We start from the raw sequence: 15,871 nt of genomic DNA, 5'->3' as shown, positions 1-15,871 counted from the left end.
CGGATCAGTAGCGGAAGACCGACGCGCCCCAGGTGAAGCCGCCGCCGACGCCTTCGATCAGCACGTGCTGGCCACGCTGGATGCGACCGTCGCGCACCGCGGTGTCGAGCGCCAGCGGGATCGACGCGGCCGACGTGTTGCCGTGCTGGTCGACCGTCACGACCATGCGTTCCTGCGGCAGGCCGAGCTTGCGGCAGGTGCTGGTCATGATGCGGATGTTGGCCTGGTGCGGAATCAGCCAGTCGATCTGCTCGGGCGCGAGATTCGCCTTCGCGAGCGCCTCGATCGCGACCTTCTCGAGCACGTTGACCGCGAGCTTGAACACGGCCTGCCCGTCCATGTACAGGAACGCGCTGCCTTCGATCACGCCGCGGTTGACGTTACCCGGCGTGCAGAGGATGTGCGAATAGCTGCCGTCCGCGTGCAGCGCGCTGCCGAGCACGCCCGGCTCCTCCGACGCGGACAGGATCACCGCGCCGGCGCCGTCGCCGAACAGCACGCAGGTCGTGCGGTCCTTGAAGTCGAGAATGCGCGAGAACGTCTCCGCACCGACGACCAGCGCCGTGCGGTGCTGGCCGCTGCGGATGAAGCTGTCAGCCGTCGCCATCGCATACGCGAAACCCGAACACACGGCCTGCACGTCGAATGCCGCGCCGCCGTTCTTGATGCCGAGCTTGTTCTGCAGCAGACACGCGGTGCTCGGGAACACGAAATCGGGGGTCGAAGTCGCGACGATGATCAGGTCGATCGACTGCGGATCGATGCCGGCGGCTTCGATCGCTCGACGCGACGCCTCGAGCGCGAGGTCGCTGGTCGTGACGTCCGGTGCGGCGAAATGGCGCGCATGGATACCCGTGCGCGCAACGATCCATTCATCGCTCGTCTCGATGCCTTCCTTCGCAAGGCGATCGGCCAACTGCTGGTTCGTGACGCGGTCAGGCGGCAGGTAGCTGCCCGTGCCGAGCACGCGGGAATAGAGAGTCGATTGGGCCATTTATGCTTTAGAGGATTGCGCAGCGGAAGGTTCGGCGTGATGGCCTGCGGCGGGGCTTGCATGGCCCGCGCCGCCCGTGTCGTGTTCGCCTTCGCCGAGCGATACTGAATTATCCGCCATCGCGCGCGCAAGGCGCTCCAGCACGCCGTTTTTGACGGCATCATACCCGCGTTTGATCGCCCACTCAAACGCGTAGGCATCGGCCGAACCGTGGCTCTTGATCACGAGGCTTTTCAGCCCCAGCAGCGCCGCGCCGTTGTACTGGCGGTGGTCGACGCGCTTCTTGAAACGCATCAGGACAGGCAGCGCGAGCAGCGCCATCAGCTTCGACATCAGCGAACGGCCGAACTCCTCGCGGATGATGTCGGACAGCATCTGCGCGAGCCCCTCGGACGTCTTCAGCGCGACATTGCCGACGAAGCCGTCGCACACGATCACGTCGACCGTGCCCTTGTAGATGTCGTTGCCTTCGACGTTGCCGCGGAAATTGAGCGTGCTGGCGCGCAGCAGTTCTCCCGCGCGCTTGATCGTCTCGTTGCCCTTGATCACCTCTTCACCGATGTTCAGCAGGCCGATCGTCGGACGCTCCTTGCCTTCGAGCGCGGCCACGAGCGCGTGCCCCATTTCCGCGAACTGCAGCAGGTGCTGCGGTTCGCAGTCGACGTTCGCGCCGAGGTCCAGCATCATCGTGTAGCCGGTCGGGTTCGGCAGAGCGAACGCGATCGCGGGCCGCTCGATGCCGGGCAGCGTCTTGAGTACGTAACGGGAAACGGCCATCAGCGCGCCGGTATTACCGGCGGAGATGCAGGCCTGCGCGGCGCCTTCCTTGACGTGATTGAGTGCGACGCGCATCGAAGAATCCTTCTTCTTGCGCAGCGCCACTTCGACAGGGTCGTCCATCGCCACGACTTCGGTGGCGGGAACGATGGTCAGCGCGGGATCGTCGAGGGCTTTCAGCTTTTTCAGCTGAGCGCGGATCGCGCTTTCGATGCCGACGAGCATCAGGTGCGCATCGGGATGCGCGCGGACGAACTTGACTGCCGCGGGAACGGTCACGGACGGGCCGTGGTCGCCTCCCATGCAATCGATTGTGAGCTTTACGGTCATGGAATGCGACGAATTTCAGGCACAAAAAAGCGGCAGTTGAATGCCGCCTTTTTGTTGAGCCAGGAAAGTGTCAAGCGAACCAGTTGTCACGCGAACGGCAAGCGTAGCGCGCAACGCGTGACTTGACGCTTAGTCGTTCTTCGTCTTGACGACTTTCTTACCGCGGTAGTAGCCGTTCGGGCTGACGTGGTGACGCAGGTGCACTTCACCCGTGCTCGGCTCGACTGCCAGCGGCGCTGCCGTCAGGAAATCGTGCGAACGATGCATGCCGCGCTTCGACGGCGACTTCTTGTTTTGCTGGACTGCCATGACTAACTCCTAAATAATTTTCCGGATTCTAACACAGCCCGATCCGGCGCTTAACTACCCTGGCCCAAAGCCTTTACGCCTTCCCGCGCCACAACTGCTTAGTGTTTCTTGGTGCCGTCACCGTCCTTCTTCAGCGCTTCCAGCGCTGCGAACGGATTCGGCCGTTTGCCTTCGTCCCCGGCTTCGCCGGACTCTTCGTCCGCCTCTTCCACGGGACCGCTCGCACCCGACACGAGGCTTTCGTGAACTGCCGGGCAAACCTCGTGCTTGGGCACGAGCGGCAACGAAAGCAGCAACTCCTCTTCGATCAAGTCGACGAGATCGAACTGGCGTGAGCCCACGATCACATCGGCTTCATCGTCGTCGAGCGGAAATTCTTCAGCCTCTTCTTCGGTCGCGACCACCCGGTACGTCATGTCGACGTCGAACGTCTGGTCGTACGGGGTCATGCAGCGCTGGCACGTGAGCCACGCATGGCCGTGCACCGCAAGGCGCAAATACGGCTGCTGCCCGTCGGTGCCGTCGTCCTGCAACTCCTTCTGGGTGAACCCCTCCGCCTGCCATGTGAAGACCGTGTCGCGATCTGGCGCGTCCGCAGGCACTTCGTTTAACATGCGCGGCAGTTGCGAGAGGCGCACCGCACCGGCAGCCTGCCGCCCGCTGCGGGCGAACTCGAACAGGTCGATTGCATGCGGATCAAGCGCCGCGGCAGGTTTGCCAGAAGAAGAAGTGTTCATGTGCGCTCCTGCCTACAGGCTGACTTGCGGATCCGGCTTGGCACCGCTCGCGTACGACTCATCCGCGGATGACGTACTTTTCTTCCGAAGAACCGGCAGGCGCCACCACAACGGAAGCCTGCCGACGAAAAGCGGGAAAGCATACCTGTTTTACCTTTTGCGGTCAATCACTTAAGCTTGCGTCCGCACAACGCTGCGCAACTCCCGACGACTCACCGATCCAACCGACCATGCCGGATACCGTTTGCCGCCCACCGCGGCTGATTCTTGCCTCCAGTTCACGCTACCGCCGCGCGCTCCTTGAGCGCCTCGGCATCCCCTTCGACGTCGTGTCGCCCGACCTCGATGAAACCCCGCACGACGGCGAAACGCCGGCCGCGACCGCCCTGCGGCTCGCCGGGGCAAAAGCGCGCGCCGTCGCCGCGACGATCGACGCGCCGGACGGCGTGCTCGTGATCGGGTCGGACCAGGTCGCGACCTTCGACGGCCTCCAGATCGGCAAGCCCGGCACCCATGAACGCGCGCTTGCGCAACTCGTGTCGATGCAGGGCCGCGAAGTCGAATTCCACAGCGCGCTTTGCCTGTACGACAGCCGGACGGGCGAGGCACAGGTTGAGGACATCGTCACGCGCGTACGCTTTCGCTCGCTGCCCGAGGCCGAACTCGACGCGTACCTGCGCGCGGAAACGCCGTACGACGTCGCCGGTAGCGCAAAGTCCGAAGGGCTCGGCATCGCCCTGCTCGACGCGATCGACTCGAACGACCCGACCGCGCTCGTCGGCCTGCCGCTGATCGCGCTCACGCGCATGCTGCGCGCCGTCGAATATCCGTTGTTTGCAACCACCCGTGGAGACCGCGCATGACCGCCGGCACGCTTTACCTCGTCCCGAACACGCTCGGCGAAGGCGACGAATCGATGCTCGCGGCCGTCCTGCCCGCAGCCGTACAGGCGCGCGCCGGCACGCTCGGCTATTACATCGGCGAGAACGCGAAGACGACGCGCGCGTTTCTGAAGAAGATCGGCACGACGCGCCCGATCCAGGAAATCGAGATCCGCGAGTTGAACGTCAACACGCCGGCCGGCGAAATCGACCGGCTCCTCGCGCCCGTGCTCGCCGGCGCAGACGCCGGCCTCGTGTCCGAAGCCGGCTGCCCGGCCGTCGCCGACCCCGGTGCATTGTTGGTGCGCCGCGCGCACGAGCGCGGTGTGAAGGTCGTGCCGCTCGTCGGGCCGAGTTCGATCCTGCTTGCACTGATGGCATCGGGCCTGAACGGCCAGAGCTTCGCGTTCAACGGCTACCTGCCGGTCGACGCGGCCGCGCGCGCCAAACGCCTGCGCGAACTCGAGCAACTGTCACGCAAGGCGCGCCAGACGCAGATCTTCATCGAAACGCCATACCGGAATCACGCGATGCTCGACACGCTGGTCGCGACCTGCGCACCGTCGACGCAGATCTGCGTCGCGGCCGACCTGACCCTCGCAACCGAGACGATCGCGAGCCGTACCGTAGCAGACTGGAAAAAGGCGCCTGCACCGAATCTGCACAAGCGCCCTGCCATCTTCCTGCTGTTGGCGAACTGAACGCAGGAGGCGATCCGCCGGGTGAACGGCGGGCCATCGCGGCCCGCCCGCTTCTGGTCAGCGCAAGCTGACCGATGCGCCGCCGGCCGTCAGCGCCTTCATCGCGGCGCCGCCGACGGCCGCGCCAAACTTGCGCGCGACGCGGTTCGTCAGGCTTTCCTTCACCGTATAGTCGACGAGATCAGGCGCCTTCAGCACGTCGCGCGCGACCGTGTCGGTCGTGCCGTAGCCATCTGCAAGCCCGAGCTCGACGCTCTTCTCGCCGGTCCAGAACAGGCCCGAAAACATGTCGGGCGTCTCGTGCAGCCGCTTGCCGCGGCCATCCTTCACGGCCTTGATGAATTGCGCGTGCACCTGGTCGAGCAATGCCTGCGCATGCGCGTCCATCTTCGGCGTTTCCGGCGAGAACGGGTCGTAGAAGCCCTTGTTTTCGCCCGACGTATGCAAACGCCGCTCGACGCCGAGCTTGCCCATCAGCCCAGTAAAGCCGAACCCGTCCATCAGCACGCCGATCGATCCGACGATGCTCGCCTTGTCGACGAAGATCTTGTCGGCCGCAGACGCGATGTAGTAGCCACCCGATGCGCACATGTCGGTCACGACGACGTACAGCGGCTTGTCCGGATACTTCGCGCGCAGCCGGCGAATCTCGTCGTAGACCATTCCGGCCTGCACCGGGCTGCCGCCCGGGCTGTTGATCCGCAGCACGACACCGGCCGTGCCGTCGTCGTCGAACGCCGCATCGAGCGCCGTGTTGATGTCGTCGGCGTTTGCGTTGACGCCGGCCGCGATCTCGCCGTCGATCGTCACGAGCGCCGTATGCCGCCCGCTCGCCGAGAACTTCGAATCGCTCGAGAAATCGATCAACGCGAACGCGAACAGCACGAACACGGCGAGGAACGCGAAGCGGAAGAAAATCTTCCAGCGCCGCGCCGCGCGCTGCTCCTTGACGGCCGCGAGCGCGATCCGCTCGAGCGCCGCACGCTCCCAGTTCGGTTCACGGCTGTCGGGACGGGAGGAGGAATCCGGGGAATTCGGTTGGTCGGCCATGCAGTGTCGTCGTTAGTCGGTCGTGGCGGGAACGGCGGGACGCAGGTCAGCGTCCGGCACCCAGAATACCGCACGCCCGTCGGACGTGTCGCGCTCGTCGACCTCCACCGGCCGCAGGCGGCCGCCACGGCACGGGCCGCCGACGCACTTGCCGGTATTCGGCTCGTAGATCGCGCCGTGCGTCGCGCACATCAGATAGAGGCCCGACGATTCGAAGAACTGCCCTTCTGCCCAGTCGAGTTCCATCGGCACATGCGCGCAGCGATTCAGGTAACCGTATGCCTGGCCCTCGTAGCGCACGAAGAACACGACAGCCTGCTCGCCGCGCAGAGTCGCGTCGACGCGCACGCCGGCGCCGCCGTCGGCCAGGGCATCCGATGCGCACACGCGCACGGCGTCCGGCGCCGCGCTCATGCGTGCTCCCGCAGCCATGCGGCCAGCGCGCCGACGTCCGGCGCGACGAAGCGCGGCGCGAGCGCGGCCAGTGCGTCGGCCGTGTGCGCGCCGTACGCGACGCCGACGCCGGCCGCCCCGGCACTCGCGGCCATCTGCAGGTCGTGCGTCGTGTCGCCGATCATCACGGTGCGCGACAGGTCCTGCCCCAATTCCCGGGACAGCTCGTGCAACATCGCCGGATGGGGTTTCGAGAAGGTTTCGTCGGCGCAGCGCGTCGCATCGAACAGGCTCGTCAGCTTCGACTGGTCGAGTACGCGGTTCAGCCCGACTCGCCCCTTGCCGGTTGCAACGGCAAGCAAGTAGCCCGTGTCGCGCAGCTCGGCGAGCAGTTCCCGCACGCCGGCGAACAACTCGATGCGCTGGTCGTCGAGCAGATAGTGGTAGCGGTAGCGCTCGGCGAGCCGCGCATAGTCGGACGGATCGAGGGTCGGAGCCGTAATCTGCAGCGCATCGCGCAGGCCGAGGCCGATCACGTAGCGCGACGCCTCGTCGGACGGCGTGGGCAGGCCGAGATCGCGGCATGCCGCCTGGATGCTGTGCGCGATGTGCGCAGTCGAATCCATCAGCGTGCCGTCCCAGTCGAAGACGATCAGGTCAAATTGCTGTCGAGCCATGCGGTTCAGGCGGTATCGCGCAATGCGCTGAGTTGATCGAGGAAGCGCCGGCATTCGTCCGGCAGCGGCGCATCGAACTGCAGTGCCTCACCGGTCAGCGGGTGGGCCAGCCGCAGCCGGTACGCATGCAGGAACATCCGTTTCAACGACGGCTGCGCATTCGCGCGCGCCAGCGCCTTGTTCAGTGCGAAATCGCCATACTTGGCGTCGCCGGCGATCGGCAGGCCGAGATGCGCGAGGTGCACACGGATCTGATGGGTCCGACCCGTTTTGAGTTCCGCTTCGAGAAGGGCGTACTCAGGCCAAAGGTCGACGAGGTTGAACACCGTATGCGACGGCAGCCCGTCGTCCTGCACACGCACGCGCCGCTCCCCTTCCGGGGTCGAATACCTGAACAGCGGCGCCTTCACCGCGCGGCGACGCCCCCAGTCGGACTGCCATTCACCGTGGACGCACGCGAAGTAGCGCTTGTCCATCTTGTTCTCGCGAATCTGTTCGTGCAGGCCCACCAGCGCCGTGCGCTTCTTCGCGAGCATCAGGATCCCGGACGTCTCGCGGTCCAGCCGGTGCACGAGTTCGAGGAATTTCGCGCGCGGGCGCGCCTGGCGCATCTGCTCGATCACGCCGAACGCGACGCCGCTGCCGCCGTGAACGGCGACCCCTGCCGGCTTGTTGATGACGAGCATCGCGTCGTCCTCGAACAGCACGTCGAAGTGCGCGGGCGGCACGATGGTGGCTTCGGCGCGCGCGAGGTCGGCTGCGGCCACGCGTATGGGCGGCACGCGGACGATGTCGCCGAACGCGAGCCGGTACTGCGCATCGACCCGGCCCTTATTCACGCGCACTTCGCCGCTGCGCAGGATCCTGTAAATATGGCTTTTCGGCACGCCTTTACAGACGCGCAACAGGAAGTTGTCGATACGCTGACCGACCGAGCTTTCGTCGATCTCGAGCATCGATACCTGGCCGCTTGCGACCGAATTCTGGGATATTTTGCCTAACTCGTTCATACTGAATATAATTTTGCCCAGCCAGACGTTGCGGGCGGCCTCACCGGCCGGCCCGGACCAACCGGGCAAGGCGCAAGCGCAAACCGCTATTTTACTTGCGCCGGGGGTCTGCTGCTCGCCCCTAATCAAAGAGAAGCAGCAAGTTGCACGCACGGCGCCGCCCGTCGGCAAGGATCGCGCCCACAGGCGGATTCGGTCGGCAAGGCGCCGCGGTAACGGAAAGTTGGTTGAAAAGAATTTGATTGGCAGCCCGACGGCGCGAAGTGCGTCCGGGCAGGCTGCTGGTTGCGAAAATTACGGCGTTGCGCCCGATTTGGCTCCACGAAGCGTGTGGGGCCTGGCGACGTCAAACCAGGGAAGTACACCCCAGGCGGGAAAGTCGGGCTGGATTCGATACTCCCCGCTGCGGCCCAAGCCGCAGCATCTGCCGCCCGTTGGCACGCGCGTCGCATGACGACGCGCCCCGCGGCAGTGCCCGGCCTCAGGCTTAGCGCGCTTTGACAGCGTGCGGTGTGTGGACGCCGTGCTTTGAAGCCGTGTTCGCAGGTGCCCTATGGCCGCCGGCCCCGTCTTTCGGGCCCAAGCGCCTCTTCAGGCAATTCTCCCCGCCATCGTTCCCGCTCCAGCGTGCTTGTGACAACACAACAAGGCGCGGCCTGCCGTCGTTCCCGCCCTCGCGACTGACAACCGCGAGGCGCCGCCAGTAGAGCCGCCTGGAGTCGTTCATGAAACGCATGCTGTTCAATGCGACGCAGCAAGAGGAGCTGCGCGTCGCCATCGTAGATGGGCAGAAGCTCATCGACATCGACATCGAGACAGCCGGGCGCGAACAGCGCAAAGGCAATATCTACAAAGGTGTCATCACCCGTATCGAGCCGTCGCTCGAAGCGTGCTTCGTCAACTACGGCGAAGACCGCCACGGCTTCCTGCCGTTCAAGGAAGTCGCCCGCCAGTACTTCAAGGAAGGCATCGACATGCGCTCCGCGCGCATTCAGGACGCCCTGCGCGAAGGTCAGGAACTGATCGTCCAGGTCGAGAAGGAAGAGCGCGGCAACAAGGGCGCAGCCCTCACCACGTTCATTTCGCTCGCCGGCCGCTATCTGGTGCTGATGCCGAACAACCCTCGCGGCGGCGGCGTGTCGCGCCGGATCGAAGGTGACGAGCGTCAGGAACTACGCGAAACGATGGCGCAACTGCAGATCCCGGACGGCATGAGCATGATCGCCCGTACCGCGGGCATCGGCCGCAGCGCCGAGGAACTGCAGTGGGACCTGAACTACCTGCTGCAACTGTGGCGCGCGATCGAAGCGGCGTCGCAAAGCGGCAACGCCGGCCAGCCGATGCTGATCTACCTGGAATCGAGCCTCGTGATCCGCGCGATCCGGGACTATTTCCAGCCCGATATCGGCGAAATCCTGATCGACACGAACGAAATTCACGATCAGGCCCGCGCATTCATGGACATCGTGATGCCGGACAACGTCGCGAAGGTGAAGCGCTACCACGACGACGTGCCGCTGTTCTCCCGCTTCCAGATCGAGCACCAGATCGAGACTGCGTACTCGCGCACGGTGCCGCTGCCGTCGGGCGGCGCGATCGTGATCGACCACACCGAAGCACTCGTCGCGATCGACGTGAACTCGGCACGCGCGACCAAGGGCGCGGACATCGAGGAAACGGCCACCCGCACGAACCTCGAAGCGGCCGACGAAGTCGCCCGCCAGCTGCGCCTGCGCGACCTCGGCGGCCTGATCGTGATCGATTTCATCGACATGGAATCGGCGAAGAGCCAGCGCGAAGTCGAGCAGCGCCTGAAAGACGCGCTCAAGCATGACCGCGCGCGCGTCCAGATGGGCAAGATCTCCCGTTTCGGCCTGATGGAACTGTCGCGCCAGCGCCTGCGTCCGGCCCTGTCGGAAGGCAGCCACGTGACCTGCCCGCGTTGTAACGGCACCGGCCACATCCGCGATACCGAATCGTCCGCGCTGCAGGTCCTGCGGATCATTCAGGAAGAGGCAATGAAGGAAAACACCGCGGCGATCCACTGCCAGGTGCCGGTCGAGGTGACCGCCTTCCTGCTCAACGAAAAGCGTCAGGAAATCAACAAGATCGAGTCGCGCTTCAAGGTCGGCATCGTGCTGATCCCGAACAAGCACCTCGATACGCCGCACTACAAGCTCGAGCGCCTGCGCCACGACGACGCACGTCTCGACGACCCGCGCGCGTCCTGGAAGATGGCCGAGGAAGCAGCCCGCGAACTCGAGTCGGAAACCGGCTACAGCAAGCGCGCGGCGGAAGTTAAGCCGAAGCAGGAAGCCGCGGTCAAGGGCATCACGCCCGAGCGTCCGGCCCCGAGCCCGGCACCGCAGCGCCCGGTCGAACCCGTTGCAGCGCCCGCGCCTGTCGTGCCGGCAAGCGGCGGCTTCATCGGCTGGCTGAAAGGCCTGTTCGGCGTGTCGCCGGCGCCCGCACCCGCACCGGTTGCTCCGGCACCGGCGAAGGAGCAGGCAGCCCGTCCGGCTCGCGGCGAACGCACCGAGAAGTCCGAGCAGCGCGGCGAACGCGGCGGCGATCGCAACCGCAATCGTCGTGGCGGCGCCCAGCAGGCGCAAGGCGGCCGCGACCAGGCCGCAGCCGGACGTGGCCAGCCGCAACGCCAGGAACGCGAAGGCAAGGAAGCACGCGAGCCGCGTGAAGCACGTGAGCCGCGTGAGGGCCGCGAGCCGCGCGAGGGTCGTGAGCCGCGTGAAGGTCGCGAGGGCCGTGGCCCGCGCGAAGGCCGCGAGCCGCGTGAAAGCCGTGAGCCGCGCGAACCGCGTGAGAACCGCGAACCGCGCGAACGTGTCGAGCAGCCGGAAGGCGTCGAAGCAGCCGGTCGTGGTGAGCGCCAGGAACGCGGCGAACGTCGCGAGCGCGGCGAGCGCCGCAAGCCGACCCAGCATGCAGCAACGCTGGAAACCGTCACCCGTGGCGAAACCCATCCGGAACCGGAAGCCGACAAGGCCCTCGCAGAAGCCCTGCCCGGCGCCGAGCTGGCAGCCGACGCGGAAGCTGGCGCGCGTGACGGCGAGGAACGTCGCCGTCGCCGTCGCGGCCGCCGCGGCGGTCGTCGCGAGCGCGAGGAAGACGGCGCAGTCGTCGACCACGCCGAGCAAGGCGCAGAAGGCGAAGTTTCGGTGCACGCCGTGACGCCGGAAGCACCGGCTGCTGCCGAACCGGCCCACACGGCCGCACCGGCAGTCGCCGTGGCAGCCGCCGCGGCAAGCGCCGTCGTCGCCGAGGCAGTGGTCGAGCACCATGCCGAACCGGCAACACCGGCCGCTGTCGAGTCGCAGCCGGCGGCACCGGTACATGCCGAAGCAGCGCAGGCCGAAGCACCGGTTGTCGCCCCGGCAGCAGAACCGGCACCGATCGCACCGGCCGTCGCGACGGAAGCCGGTCCGGCGCCGGTCGCGGTTTCGCCGACCGACGCGTTCGAAGTGCCGGCAGCGCCTGTCGCCGTCGAGGCACCGCAGCCGGCACCCGTCGAGCCAGTTGCACCGGTCGTGACGACCGAAGCCGCTCCGGCGGCTGCCGAGCCTGCCTATGTCGAAGCAGCGCCGGTCGAGGCCGTCGCAGCACCGGCACCCGCCCAACAGGCAGCCGCGCCCGCTTCGGCGAGCCTGGATACCGTGCTGGAGCAGGCCGGTCTCGTCTGGGTGAACACGGACGCCGACAAGTTCGCCGCTGCGCAGGAAGCCGCGTCGCGCCTCCCGCGTCCGGCTCGCGTGCCGCGTGAACGCAAGGTGCTGCCGCCGGTCGATCCGGCCCCGATGCAGCAGGTCGAAACGACGCATCACTGATCGACGCATCGTCCGACCAGGAAAAGCCCGCCTCCGGCGGGCTTTTTCACGTCCGCGCTGCGGGTTTCCGCCCACCGGACCCGGCCGCCGCTTGCGGCTAAAATAGAGGTCTGGTCCGCACTTCTTTCAACATGTCCCGACGCATCATTCCTCTCGCCGACGTCAGCGGGATGCCGGACGTCTCCGGCGTCGCGCATGCCCCGGACGGCACGCTGGCCGACACGTTCGCCAGGCCGCTGCGCGACCTGCGCATTTCGGTGACGGATCGCTGCAACTTCCGCTGCGTGTACTGCATGCCGCGCGCCGTCTTCGACAAGGACTACCCGTTCCTGCCGCACAGCGCGCTGCTCACGCTCGAGGAAATCGAACGCGTGGCGCGACTCTTTGTCGCACACGGCGTCGAGAAGATCCGCATCACGGGTGGCGAGCCGCTGCTGCGCAAGAATCTCGAATTCCTGATCGAGCGCCTCGCGCGCCTGACCACGCATGACGGGCGCCCGCTCGACCTGACGCTCACGACCAACGGTTCGCTGCTCGCACGCAAGGCGCGCGCGCTGAAGGACGCCGGGCTCACACGCGTGACAGTCAGCCTCGACGCGCTCGACGATACGTTGTTCAAGCGCATGAACGATGCCGAGTTCGCGAGCGCCGACGTGCTCGACGGCATCTTCGCGGCCCAGGCCGTGGGCCTCGCGCCGGTCAAGGTCAACATGGTCGTGAAGCGCGGCACCAACGACAGCGAGATTCTGCCGATGGCCGAGCGTTTCCGCGGGACCGGCGTGATCCTGCGCTTCATCGAATACATGGACGTCGGCACGTCGAACGGCTGGAACATGACCGAGGTGCTGCCATCGGCGGACGTCATCGCACGGATCGCCGAACACTTCCCGCTCGTGCCGCTCGATCCGCACACGGCGGCAGAGACCGCGCAGCGCTGGGGCTATGCGGACGGCAGCGGCGAGATCGGCGTGATTTCGAGCGTCACGCAGGCCTTCTGTGGCGACTGCACGCGCGCGCGGCTGTCCACCGAAGGCAAGCTGTACCTGTGCCTGTTCGCGTCGACGGGCCACGACCTGCGCGCGCTCGTGCGCGGTGGCGCGAGCGACGCCGAGATCGCGACCGCGATCGCCCGCATCTGGCAGGCCCGCACCGACCGTTATTCGCAACTCCGCGGTAGCGCGGCTGCCGACGCCGTGCCCGACGGCGCCGGCAAGCGGGTCGAGATGTCGTATATCGGCGGCTGATGCTCGCCGCCCTTCCCGCCCTCTTACCATGCCTGCTTCCGCGTCTCCCTCGATTGCCGGCCTGCTGCTCGCAGGCGGGCGCGCCACACGCATGGATGGCGTCGACAAGGGCCTGCAGTTGCTCGACGGCACACCACTCGCGCTGCATGTGCTGCGCCGGCTCTCGCCGCAGGTCGGCGAGACGCTGATCAGCGCGAATCGCCATGCCGATCGCTATGCCGAACTCGGTGCGCCGTTCGACGCGCGCATCGTCGCGGACGAAACGCCCGACTTCCCCGGCCCGCTCGCGGGCCTGCTCGCCGGCATGCGGGCGGCACGCGCGCCGCTCGTCGCGTGCTCGCCGTGCGATACACCCTATCTGCCGGCCGACCTCGTCGCACGGTTGCAGGCAGCGCTCGACGCGCAGCAGGCCGACATCGCCATGGCGGTGACCGTCGACGCACGACAGGCACGCTCGCCGCAGCCGACGTTCGCGTTGCTGCGCACGTCGCTGGCCGACGACCTCGCCGCCCGGCTCGCCGCCGGCGACCGCAAGGTGCGTGCGTGGTACGCACGCCACAAGACGGTCGAAGTCGAGTTTCACGACGAGCGTGCGTTTTACAATGCCAACTCCTGGCAGGAACTCGCCGCGCTGGCCCGCCGCTGACGGCGCCCGTACGGTTCCCGCCCGGCGCCCGCCGCACGCGAAACCCGCGCCCAGGCACCCTCCTCGCGCCACCGGCCACGAACCCGATACGCCTTGCGGCGCAGTCCGACTGATGATCACGCAATCCTCGCCCGCCCCCCGAACCGCACCCGATTCCGATGCTCCGCTGTCGCTCGCCGACGCGCAGGCGCTCGCGTGCCGCTTCGCGGTGCCCGTCGACGCGTGTGACACGGTGACGCTGCGCGACGCACTCGATCGCGTGCTCGCGGCCGACGTGAACGCGCCGTTCGACATTCCCGCGTACGACAACTCGGCGATGGACGGCTATGCGTTCGACGGCAGCGCCGAGATGCACGCATCGCAGCAGGCGGAGCTCACGCTGACGGTCGCCGGCACCGCGCTCGCCGGCCATCCGTTCGACGGCGCCACCGCCGCCGGATCATGCGTGCGCATCATGACGGGCGCGCCGATGCCGTCCGGCTGCGATACGGTGATTCCGCAGGAACGCGTGCGCGTCGACGGCGACACGATTCACTTCGCCGCGCACGACATCGCACGCGGCGCGAACTGCCGCAAGGCCGGCGAGGATCTCGCGCGCGGCGCGTGCGCGCTTGCCGCGGGCCGCATCCTGCGGCCGTCCGATCTCGGCCTGCTCGCGTCGTTCGGCATCACCGAGGTTTCGGTGCGCCGGCGCGTGCGCGTCGCCGTGTTCTCCACCGGCGACGAACTGCGCGAGCCCGGCGAGCCGCTCGGCCCCGGCGCACTGTACGACAGCAATCGCGGAATGCTGATCGCGATGCTCGAAAGGCTGCAGGTCGATGCGGTCGATCTCGGGATCGTCCGCGACGACCCGGGCGCACTCGAAGCCGCGTTGCGCGGCGCGGTCGCCGCGCAGGCCGACGCGGTGATCACGTCCGGCGGCGTATCGGTCGGCGAAGCCGACTTCACGCGCGACGTCATGGCCCGGCTCGGCGACGTGACGTTCGCGAGTCTCGCGCTGCGTCCCGGGCGTCCGCTCGCGTGCGGCACGCTAACACGCGCGGCCAACGGTGCCGGTCATACGCTGTTTTTCGGGCTGCCCGGCAACCCGGTCGCGTCTGCCGTGACGTTCTACGCGATCGTGCGCCCCGCGCTGCTGACGCTGGCCGGTGCGCAGACTCCGCCGCCGGCGATGTACACGGCGCTCAGCACGCATGCGCTGAAGACGCGCCCCGGCCGCACCGACTACCTGCGCGGCATCGCGACGCGCGCCGCCGACGGCCGCTGGCACGTCGCACCGGCCGGCTCGCAGAGTTCCGCGTCGCTGAGCGGCCTCTCGGCCGCCAACTGTTTCATCGTCCTGGGCCACGATACCGCGGCAGTCGACGCGGGCACCCCGGTCGACATCCTGCCGCTCGACGGCCTGATCTGAATTCCACTATCGGTATATCTCTACGGGGGCAATCCGCACATGAAGAAACAAATTTCGTCGATCGCCGCGGGGCAGACCGCCAAGGCGCTGATCCTCGTCTACCTGACATTCAGCGTGCCGATCGTGCTGCTCGGCATCCTCGTCGCGTACGTCCGCTACGGGATGGTCGAACTGAGCACGATCCTGAGCGCGCTGCTGCTGAACGCCATCCTCGGCTTCGTGCTGCTGTGGATCGCATGCCACGCGTACAACTGGGTCGCATCGCGCTTCGGTGGCATCGAGATCGTCCTGTCCGACCCGCCGGAGGAAGCGTGAGCGGCACACCGCTGATCCGCGCGGCGCAGGCACGCGATGTCGGCGCGATCCTCGCGCTGATGCGCGAGCTGGCGGAGTTCGAGAAGCTCACGCACCTGTTCGTTGCGACCGAAGCCGATCTCGCCGACGCGCTGTTCGGCACGCAGCCTGCCGCCGAGGCGCGGGTAGCCGAACATGACGGCGCGATCGTCGCGTATGCGCTGTTCTTCCACAATTATTCGACGTTCCTCGGCCGTCGCGGCCTCTATCTCGAGGATCTGTACGTACAGCCGTCGCAGCGCGGCACGGGCCTCGGCACCGCGATGCTGCGTCACCTCGCGGCACTGGCCGTCGAACGACGTTGCGGGCGCTTCGAATGGTCGGTCCTCGACTGGAACCAACCGGCGATCGATTTCTACGAAAAGATGGGCGCAACCGTGCTGCCCGACTGGCGCATCGTTCGCGTCACGGGCGACGCACTGGACACGCTCGCCGGGCATTGATCGCGGGCAGGCCGCGCCGGCACGTGATTCAAAAGAAAACGGGCGCCGCAGCGCCCGTTTTTGCTTTCCGGC

General features: G+C 67.0%; 16 protein-coding genes. 8 read left to right on the top strand and 8 right to left on the bottom strand.

The annotated features are described in order from the left end of the window. Positions 1-4 precede the first annotated feature (4 nt). From ACPTTC_RS05840 to ACPTTC_RS05825, 4 genes are all read right to left on the bottom strand, one after another. Positions 5-994: a beta-ketoacyl-ACP synthase III gene (locus ACPTTC_RS05840; protein WP_175967219.1), complete on the bottom strand. Its 990-nt coding sequence runs from the start codon at positions 992-994 to the stop codon at positions 5-7. After that, complete coding sequence (gene plsX, locus ACPTTC_RS05835) at positions 995-2,101, bottom strand: phosphate acyltransferase PlsX (protein WP_175951717.1); 1,107 nt, start codon at positions 2,099-2,101, stop codon at positions 995-997. 129 nt (positions 2,102-2,230) lie between these two features. Continuing rightward, positions 2,231-2,410 (bottom strand): 50S ribosomal protein L32, encoded by a 180-nt coding sequence (gene rpmF / locus ACPTTC_RS05830; protein WP_006051932.1) that lies wholly within the window; start codon positions 2,408-2,410, stop codon positions 2,231-2,233. A gap of 98 nt (positions 2,411-2,508) precedes the next feature. Further along, complete coding sequence (locus tag ACPTTC_RS05825) at positions 2,509-3,147, bottom strand: YceD family protein (protein ID WP_423391823.1); 639 nt, start codon at positions 3,145-3,147, stop codon at positions 2,509-2,511. A gap of 230 nt (positions 3,148-3,377) precedes the next feature. Between ACPTTC_RS05825 and ACPTTC_RS05820 the strand changes: the two genes are divergently transcribed. Continuing rightward, positions 3,378-4,010 carry a Maf-like protein gene (locus ACPTTC_RS05820; protein WP_423393319.1) on the top strand — a complete coding sequence of 211 codons (633 nt, stop codon included), beginning with the start codon at positions 3,378-3,380 and terminating at the stop codon, positions 4,008-4,010. After that, on the top strand, positions 4,007-4,729 hold the full coding sequence (locus ACPTTC_RS05815) for an SAM-dependent methyltransferase (RefSeq protein ID WP_175951714.1): 723 nt from the start codon (positions 4,007-4,009) through the stop codon (positions 4,727-4,729). Before ACPTTC_RS05820 ends, ACPTTC_RS05815 begins: the two co-directional genes overlap by 4 nt. Positions 4,730-4,786: 57 nt before the next feature. Here the strand turns inward: ACPTTC_RS05815 and ACPTTC_RS05810 are convergent, their stop codons facing one another. Genes ACPTTC_RS05810 through ACPTTC_RS05795 form a run of 4 tightly spaced genes read right to left on the bottom strand, consistent with a single transcriptional unit; the run spans position 4,787 to position 7,859 of the window. Further along, positions 4,787-5,779: a S49 family peptidase gene (locus ACPTTC_RS05810; RefSeq protein WP_423391822.1), complete on the bottom strand. Its 993-nt coding sequence runs from the start codon at positions 5,777-5,779 to the stop codon at positions 4,787-4,789. 12 nt (positions 5,780-5,791) lie between these two features. Next, on the bottom strand, positions 5,792-6,193 hold the full coding sequence (locus ACPTTC_RS05805) for a Rieske (2Fe-2S) protein (RefSeq protein ID WP_043181955.1): 402 nt from the start codon (positions 6,191-6,193) through the stop codon (positions 5,792-5,794). Beyond that, the gene (locus ACPTTC_RS05800) at positions 6,190-6,849 is read right to left on the bottom strand and encodes an HAD-IA family hydrolase (protein ID WP_069620561.1); all 660 of its coding nucleotides are present in this window, start codon (positions 6,847-6,849) and stop codon (positions 6,190-6,192) included. Before ACPTTC_RS05800 ends, ACPTTC_RS05805 begins: the two co-directional genes overlap by 4 nt. 5 nt (positions 6,850-6,854) lie before the next feature. Beyond that, entirely contained in the window at positions 6,855-7,859 is a 1,005-nt protein-coding gene (locus ACPTTC_RS05795) for an RluA family pseudouridine synthase (protein WP_423393318.1), read from the bottom strand. 725 nt (positions 7,860-8,584) lie between these two features. Between ACPTTC_RS05795 and ACPTTC_RS05790 the strand changes: the two genes are divergently transcribed. The 6 genes from ACPTTC_RS05790 (at position 8,585) to ACPTTC_RS05765 (ending at position 15,799) form a co-directional block, all read left to right on the top strand. Next, positions 8,585-11,701: an Rne/Rng family ribonuclease gene (locus tag ACPTTC_RS05790; protein WP_423391821.1), complete on the top strand. Its 3,117-nt coding sequence runs from the start codon at positions 8,585-8,587 to the stop codon at positions 11,699-11,701. A 131-nt stretch (positions 11,702-11,832) separates the two neighbouring features. Then, complete coding sequence (moaA, locus tag ACPTTC_RS05785) at positions 11,833-12,945, top strand: GTP 3',8-cyclase MoaA (RefSeq protein WP_226195669.1); 1,113 nt, start codon at positions 11,833-11,835, stop codon at positions 12,943-12,945. Between the two features lie 28 nt (positions 12,946-12,973). Beyond that, on the top strand, positions 12,974-13,591 hold the full coding sequence (gene mobA, locus ACPTTC_RS05780; RefSeq protein ID WP_423391820.1) for a molybdenum cofactor guanylyltransferase MobA: 618 nt from the start codon (positions 12,974-12,976) through the stop codon (positions 13,589-13,591). Between the two features lie 112 nt (positions 13,592-13,703). Beyond that, entirely contained in the window at positions 13,704-15,002 is a 1,299-nt protein-coding gene (gene glp, locus ACPTTC_RS05775; RefSeq protein ID WP_423391819.1) for a gephyrin-like molybdotransferase Glp, read from the top strand. A 39-nt stretch (positions 15,003-15,041) separates the two neighbouring features. After that, entirely contained in the window at positions 15,042-15,317 is a 276-nt protein-coding gene (locus ACPTTC_RS05770) for a hypothetical protein (protein ID WP_006401288.1), read from the top strand. Next, positions 15,314-15,799 (top strand): GNAT family N-acetyltransferase, encoded by a 486-nt coding sequence (locus ACPTTC_RS05765; RefSeq protein ID WP_423391818.1) that lies wholly within the window; start codon positions 15,314-15,316, stop codon positions 15,797-15,799. Before ACPTTC_RS05770 ends, ACPTTC_RS05765 begins: the two co-directional genes overlap by 4 nt. Positions 15,800-15,871 lie beyond the last annotated feature (72 nt).

It is taken from the genome of Burkholderia mycopellens (assembly GCF_964265025.1).
Lineage (GTDB): Bacteria > Pseudomonadota > Gammaproteobacteria > Burkholderiales > Burkholderiaceae > Burkholderia.
Note: the sequence above shows the minus strand (reverse complement) of the source record. Positions and strands in the feature narration are given on the sequence as shown.

Bases quoted from the DNA above. Each gene is read 5' to 3' on its own strand.
- mobA (WP_423391820.1), top strand. From the start codon at position 12,974: ATGCCTGCTTCCGCGTCTCCCTCGATTGCCGGCCTGCTGCTCGCAGGC.
- ACPTTC_RS05820 (WP_423393319.1), top strand. From the start codon at position 3,378: ATGCCGGATACCGTTTGCCGCCCACCGCGGCTGATTCTTGCCTCCAGT.
- plsX (WP_175951717.1), bottom strand. From the start codon at position 2,101: ATGACCGTAAAGCTCACAATCGATTGCATGGGAGGCGACCACGGCCCG.
- moaA (WP_226195669.1), top strand. From the start codon at position 11,833: ATGTCCCGACGCATCATTCCTCTCGCCGACGTCAGCGGGATGCCGGAC.
- ACPTTC_RS05790 (WP_423391821.1), top strand. From the start codon at position 8,585: ATGAAACGCATGCTGTTCAATGCGACGCAGCAAGAGGAGCTGCGCGTC.
- ACPTTC_RS05825 (WP_423391823.1), bottom strand. From the start codon at position 3,147: ATGAACACTTCTTCTTCTGGCAAACCTGCCGCGGCGCTTGATCCGCAT.
- ACPTTC_RS05800 (WP_069620561.1), bottom strand. From the start codon at position 6,849: ATGGCTCGACAGCAATTTGACCTGATCGTCTTCGACTGGGACGGCACG.
- ACPTTC_RS05795 (WP_423393318.1), bottom strand. From the start codon at position 7,859: ATGAACGAGTTAGGCAAAATATCCCAGAATTCGGTCGCAAGCGGCCAG.
- ACPTTC_RS05770 (WP_006401288.1), top strand. From the start codon at position 15,042: ATGAAGAAACAAATTTCGTCGATCGCCGCGGGGCAGACCGCCAAGGCG.
- rpmF (WP_006051932.1), bottom strand. From the start codon at position 2,410: ATGGCAGTCCAGCAAAACAAGAAGTCGCCGTCGAAGCGCGGCATGCAT.
- glp (WP_423391819.1), top strand. From the start codon at position 13,704: ATGATCACGCAATCCTCGCCCGCCCCCCGAACCGCACCCGATTCCGAT.
- ACPTTC_RS05810 (WP_423391822.1), bottom strand. From the start codon at position 5,779: ATGGCCGACCAACCGAATTCCCCGGATTCCTCCTCCCGTCCCGACAGC.
- ACPTTC_RS05805 (WP_043181955.1), bottom strand. From the start codon at position 6,193: ATGAGCGCGGCGCCGGACGCCGTGCGCGTGTGCGCATCGGATGCCCTG.
- ACPTTC_RS05840 (WP_175967219.1), bottom strand. From the start codon at position 994: ATGGCCCAATCGACTCTCTATTCCCGCGTGCTCGGCACGGGCAGCTAC.
- ACPTTC_RS05815 (WP_175951714.1), top strand. From the start codon at position 4,007: ATGACCGCCGGCACGCTTTACCTCGTCCCGAACACGCTCGGCGAAGGC.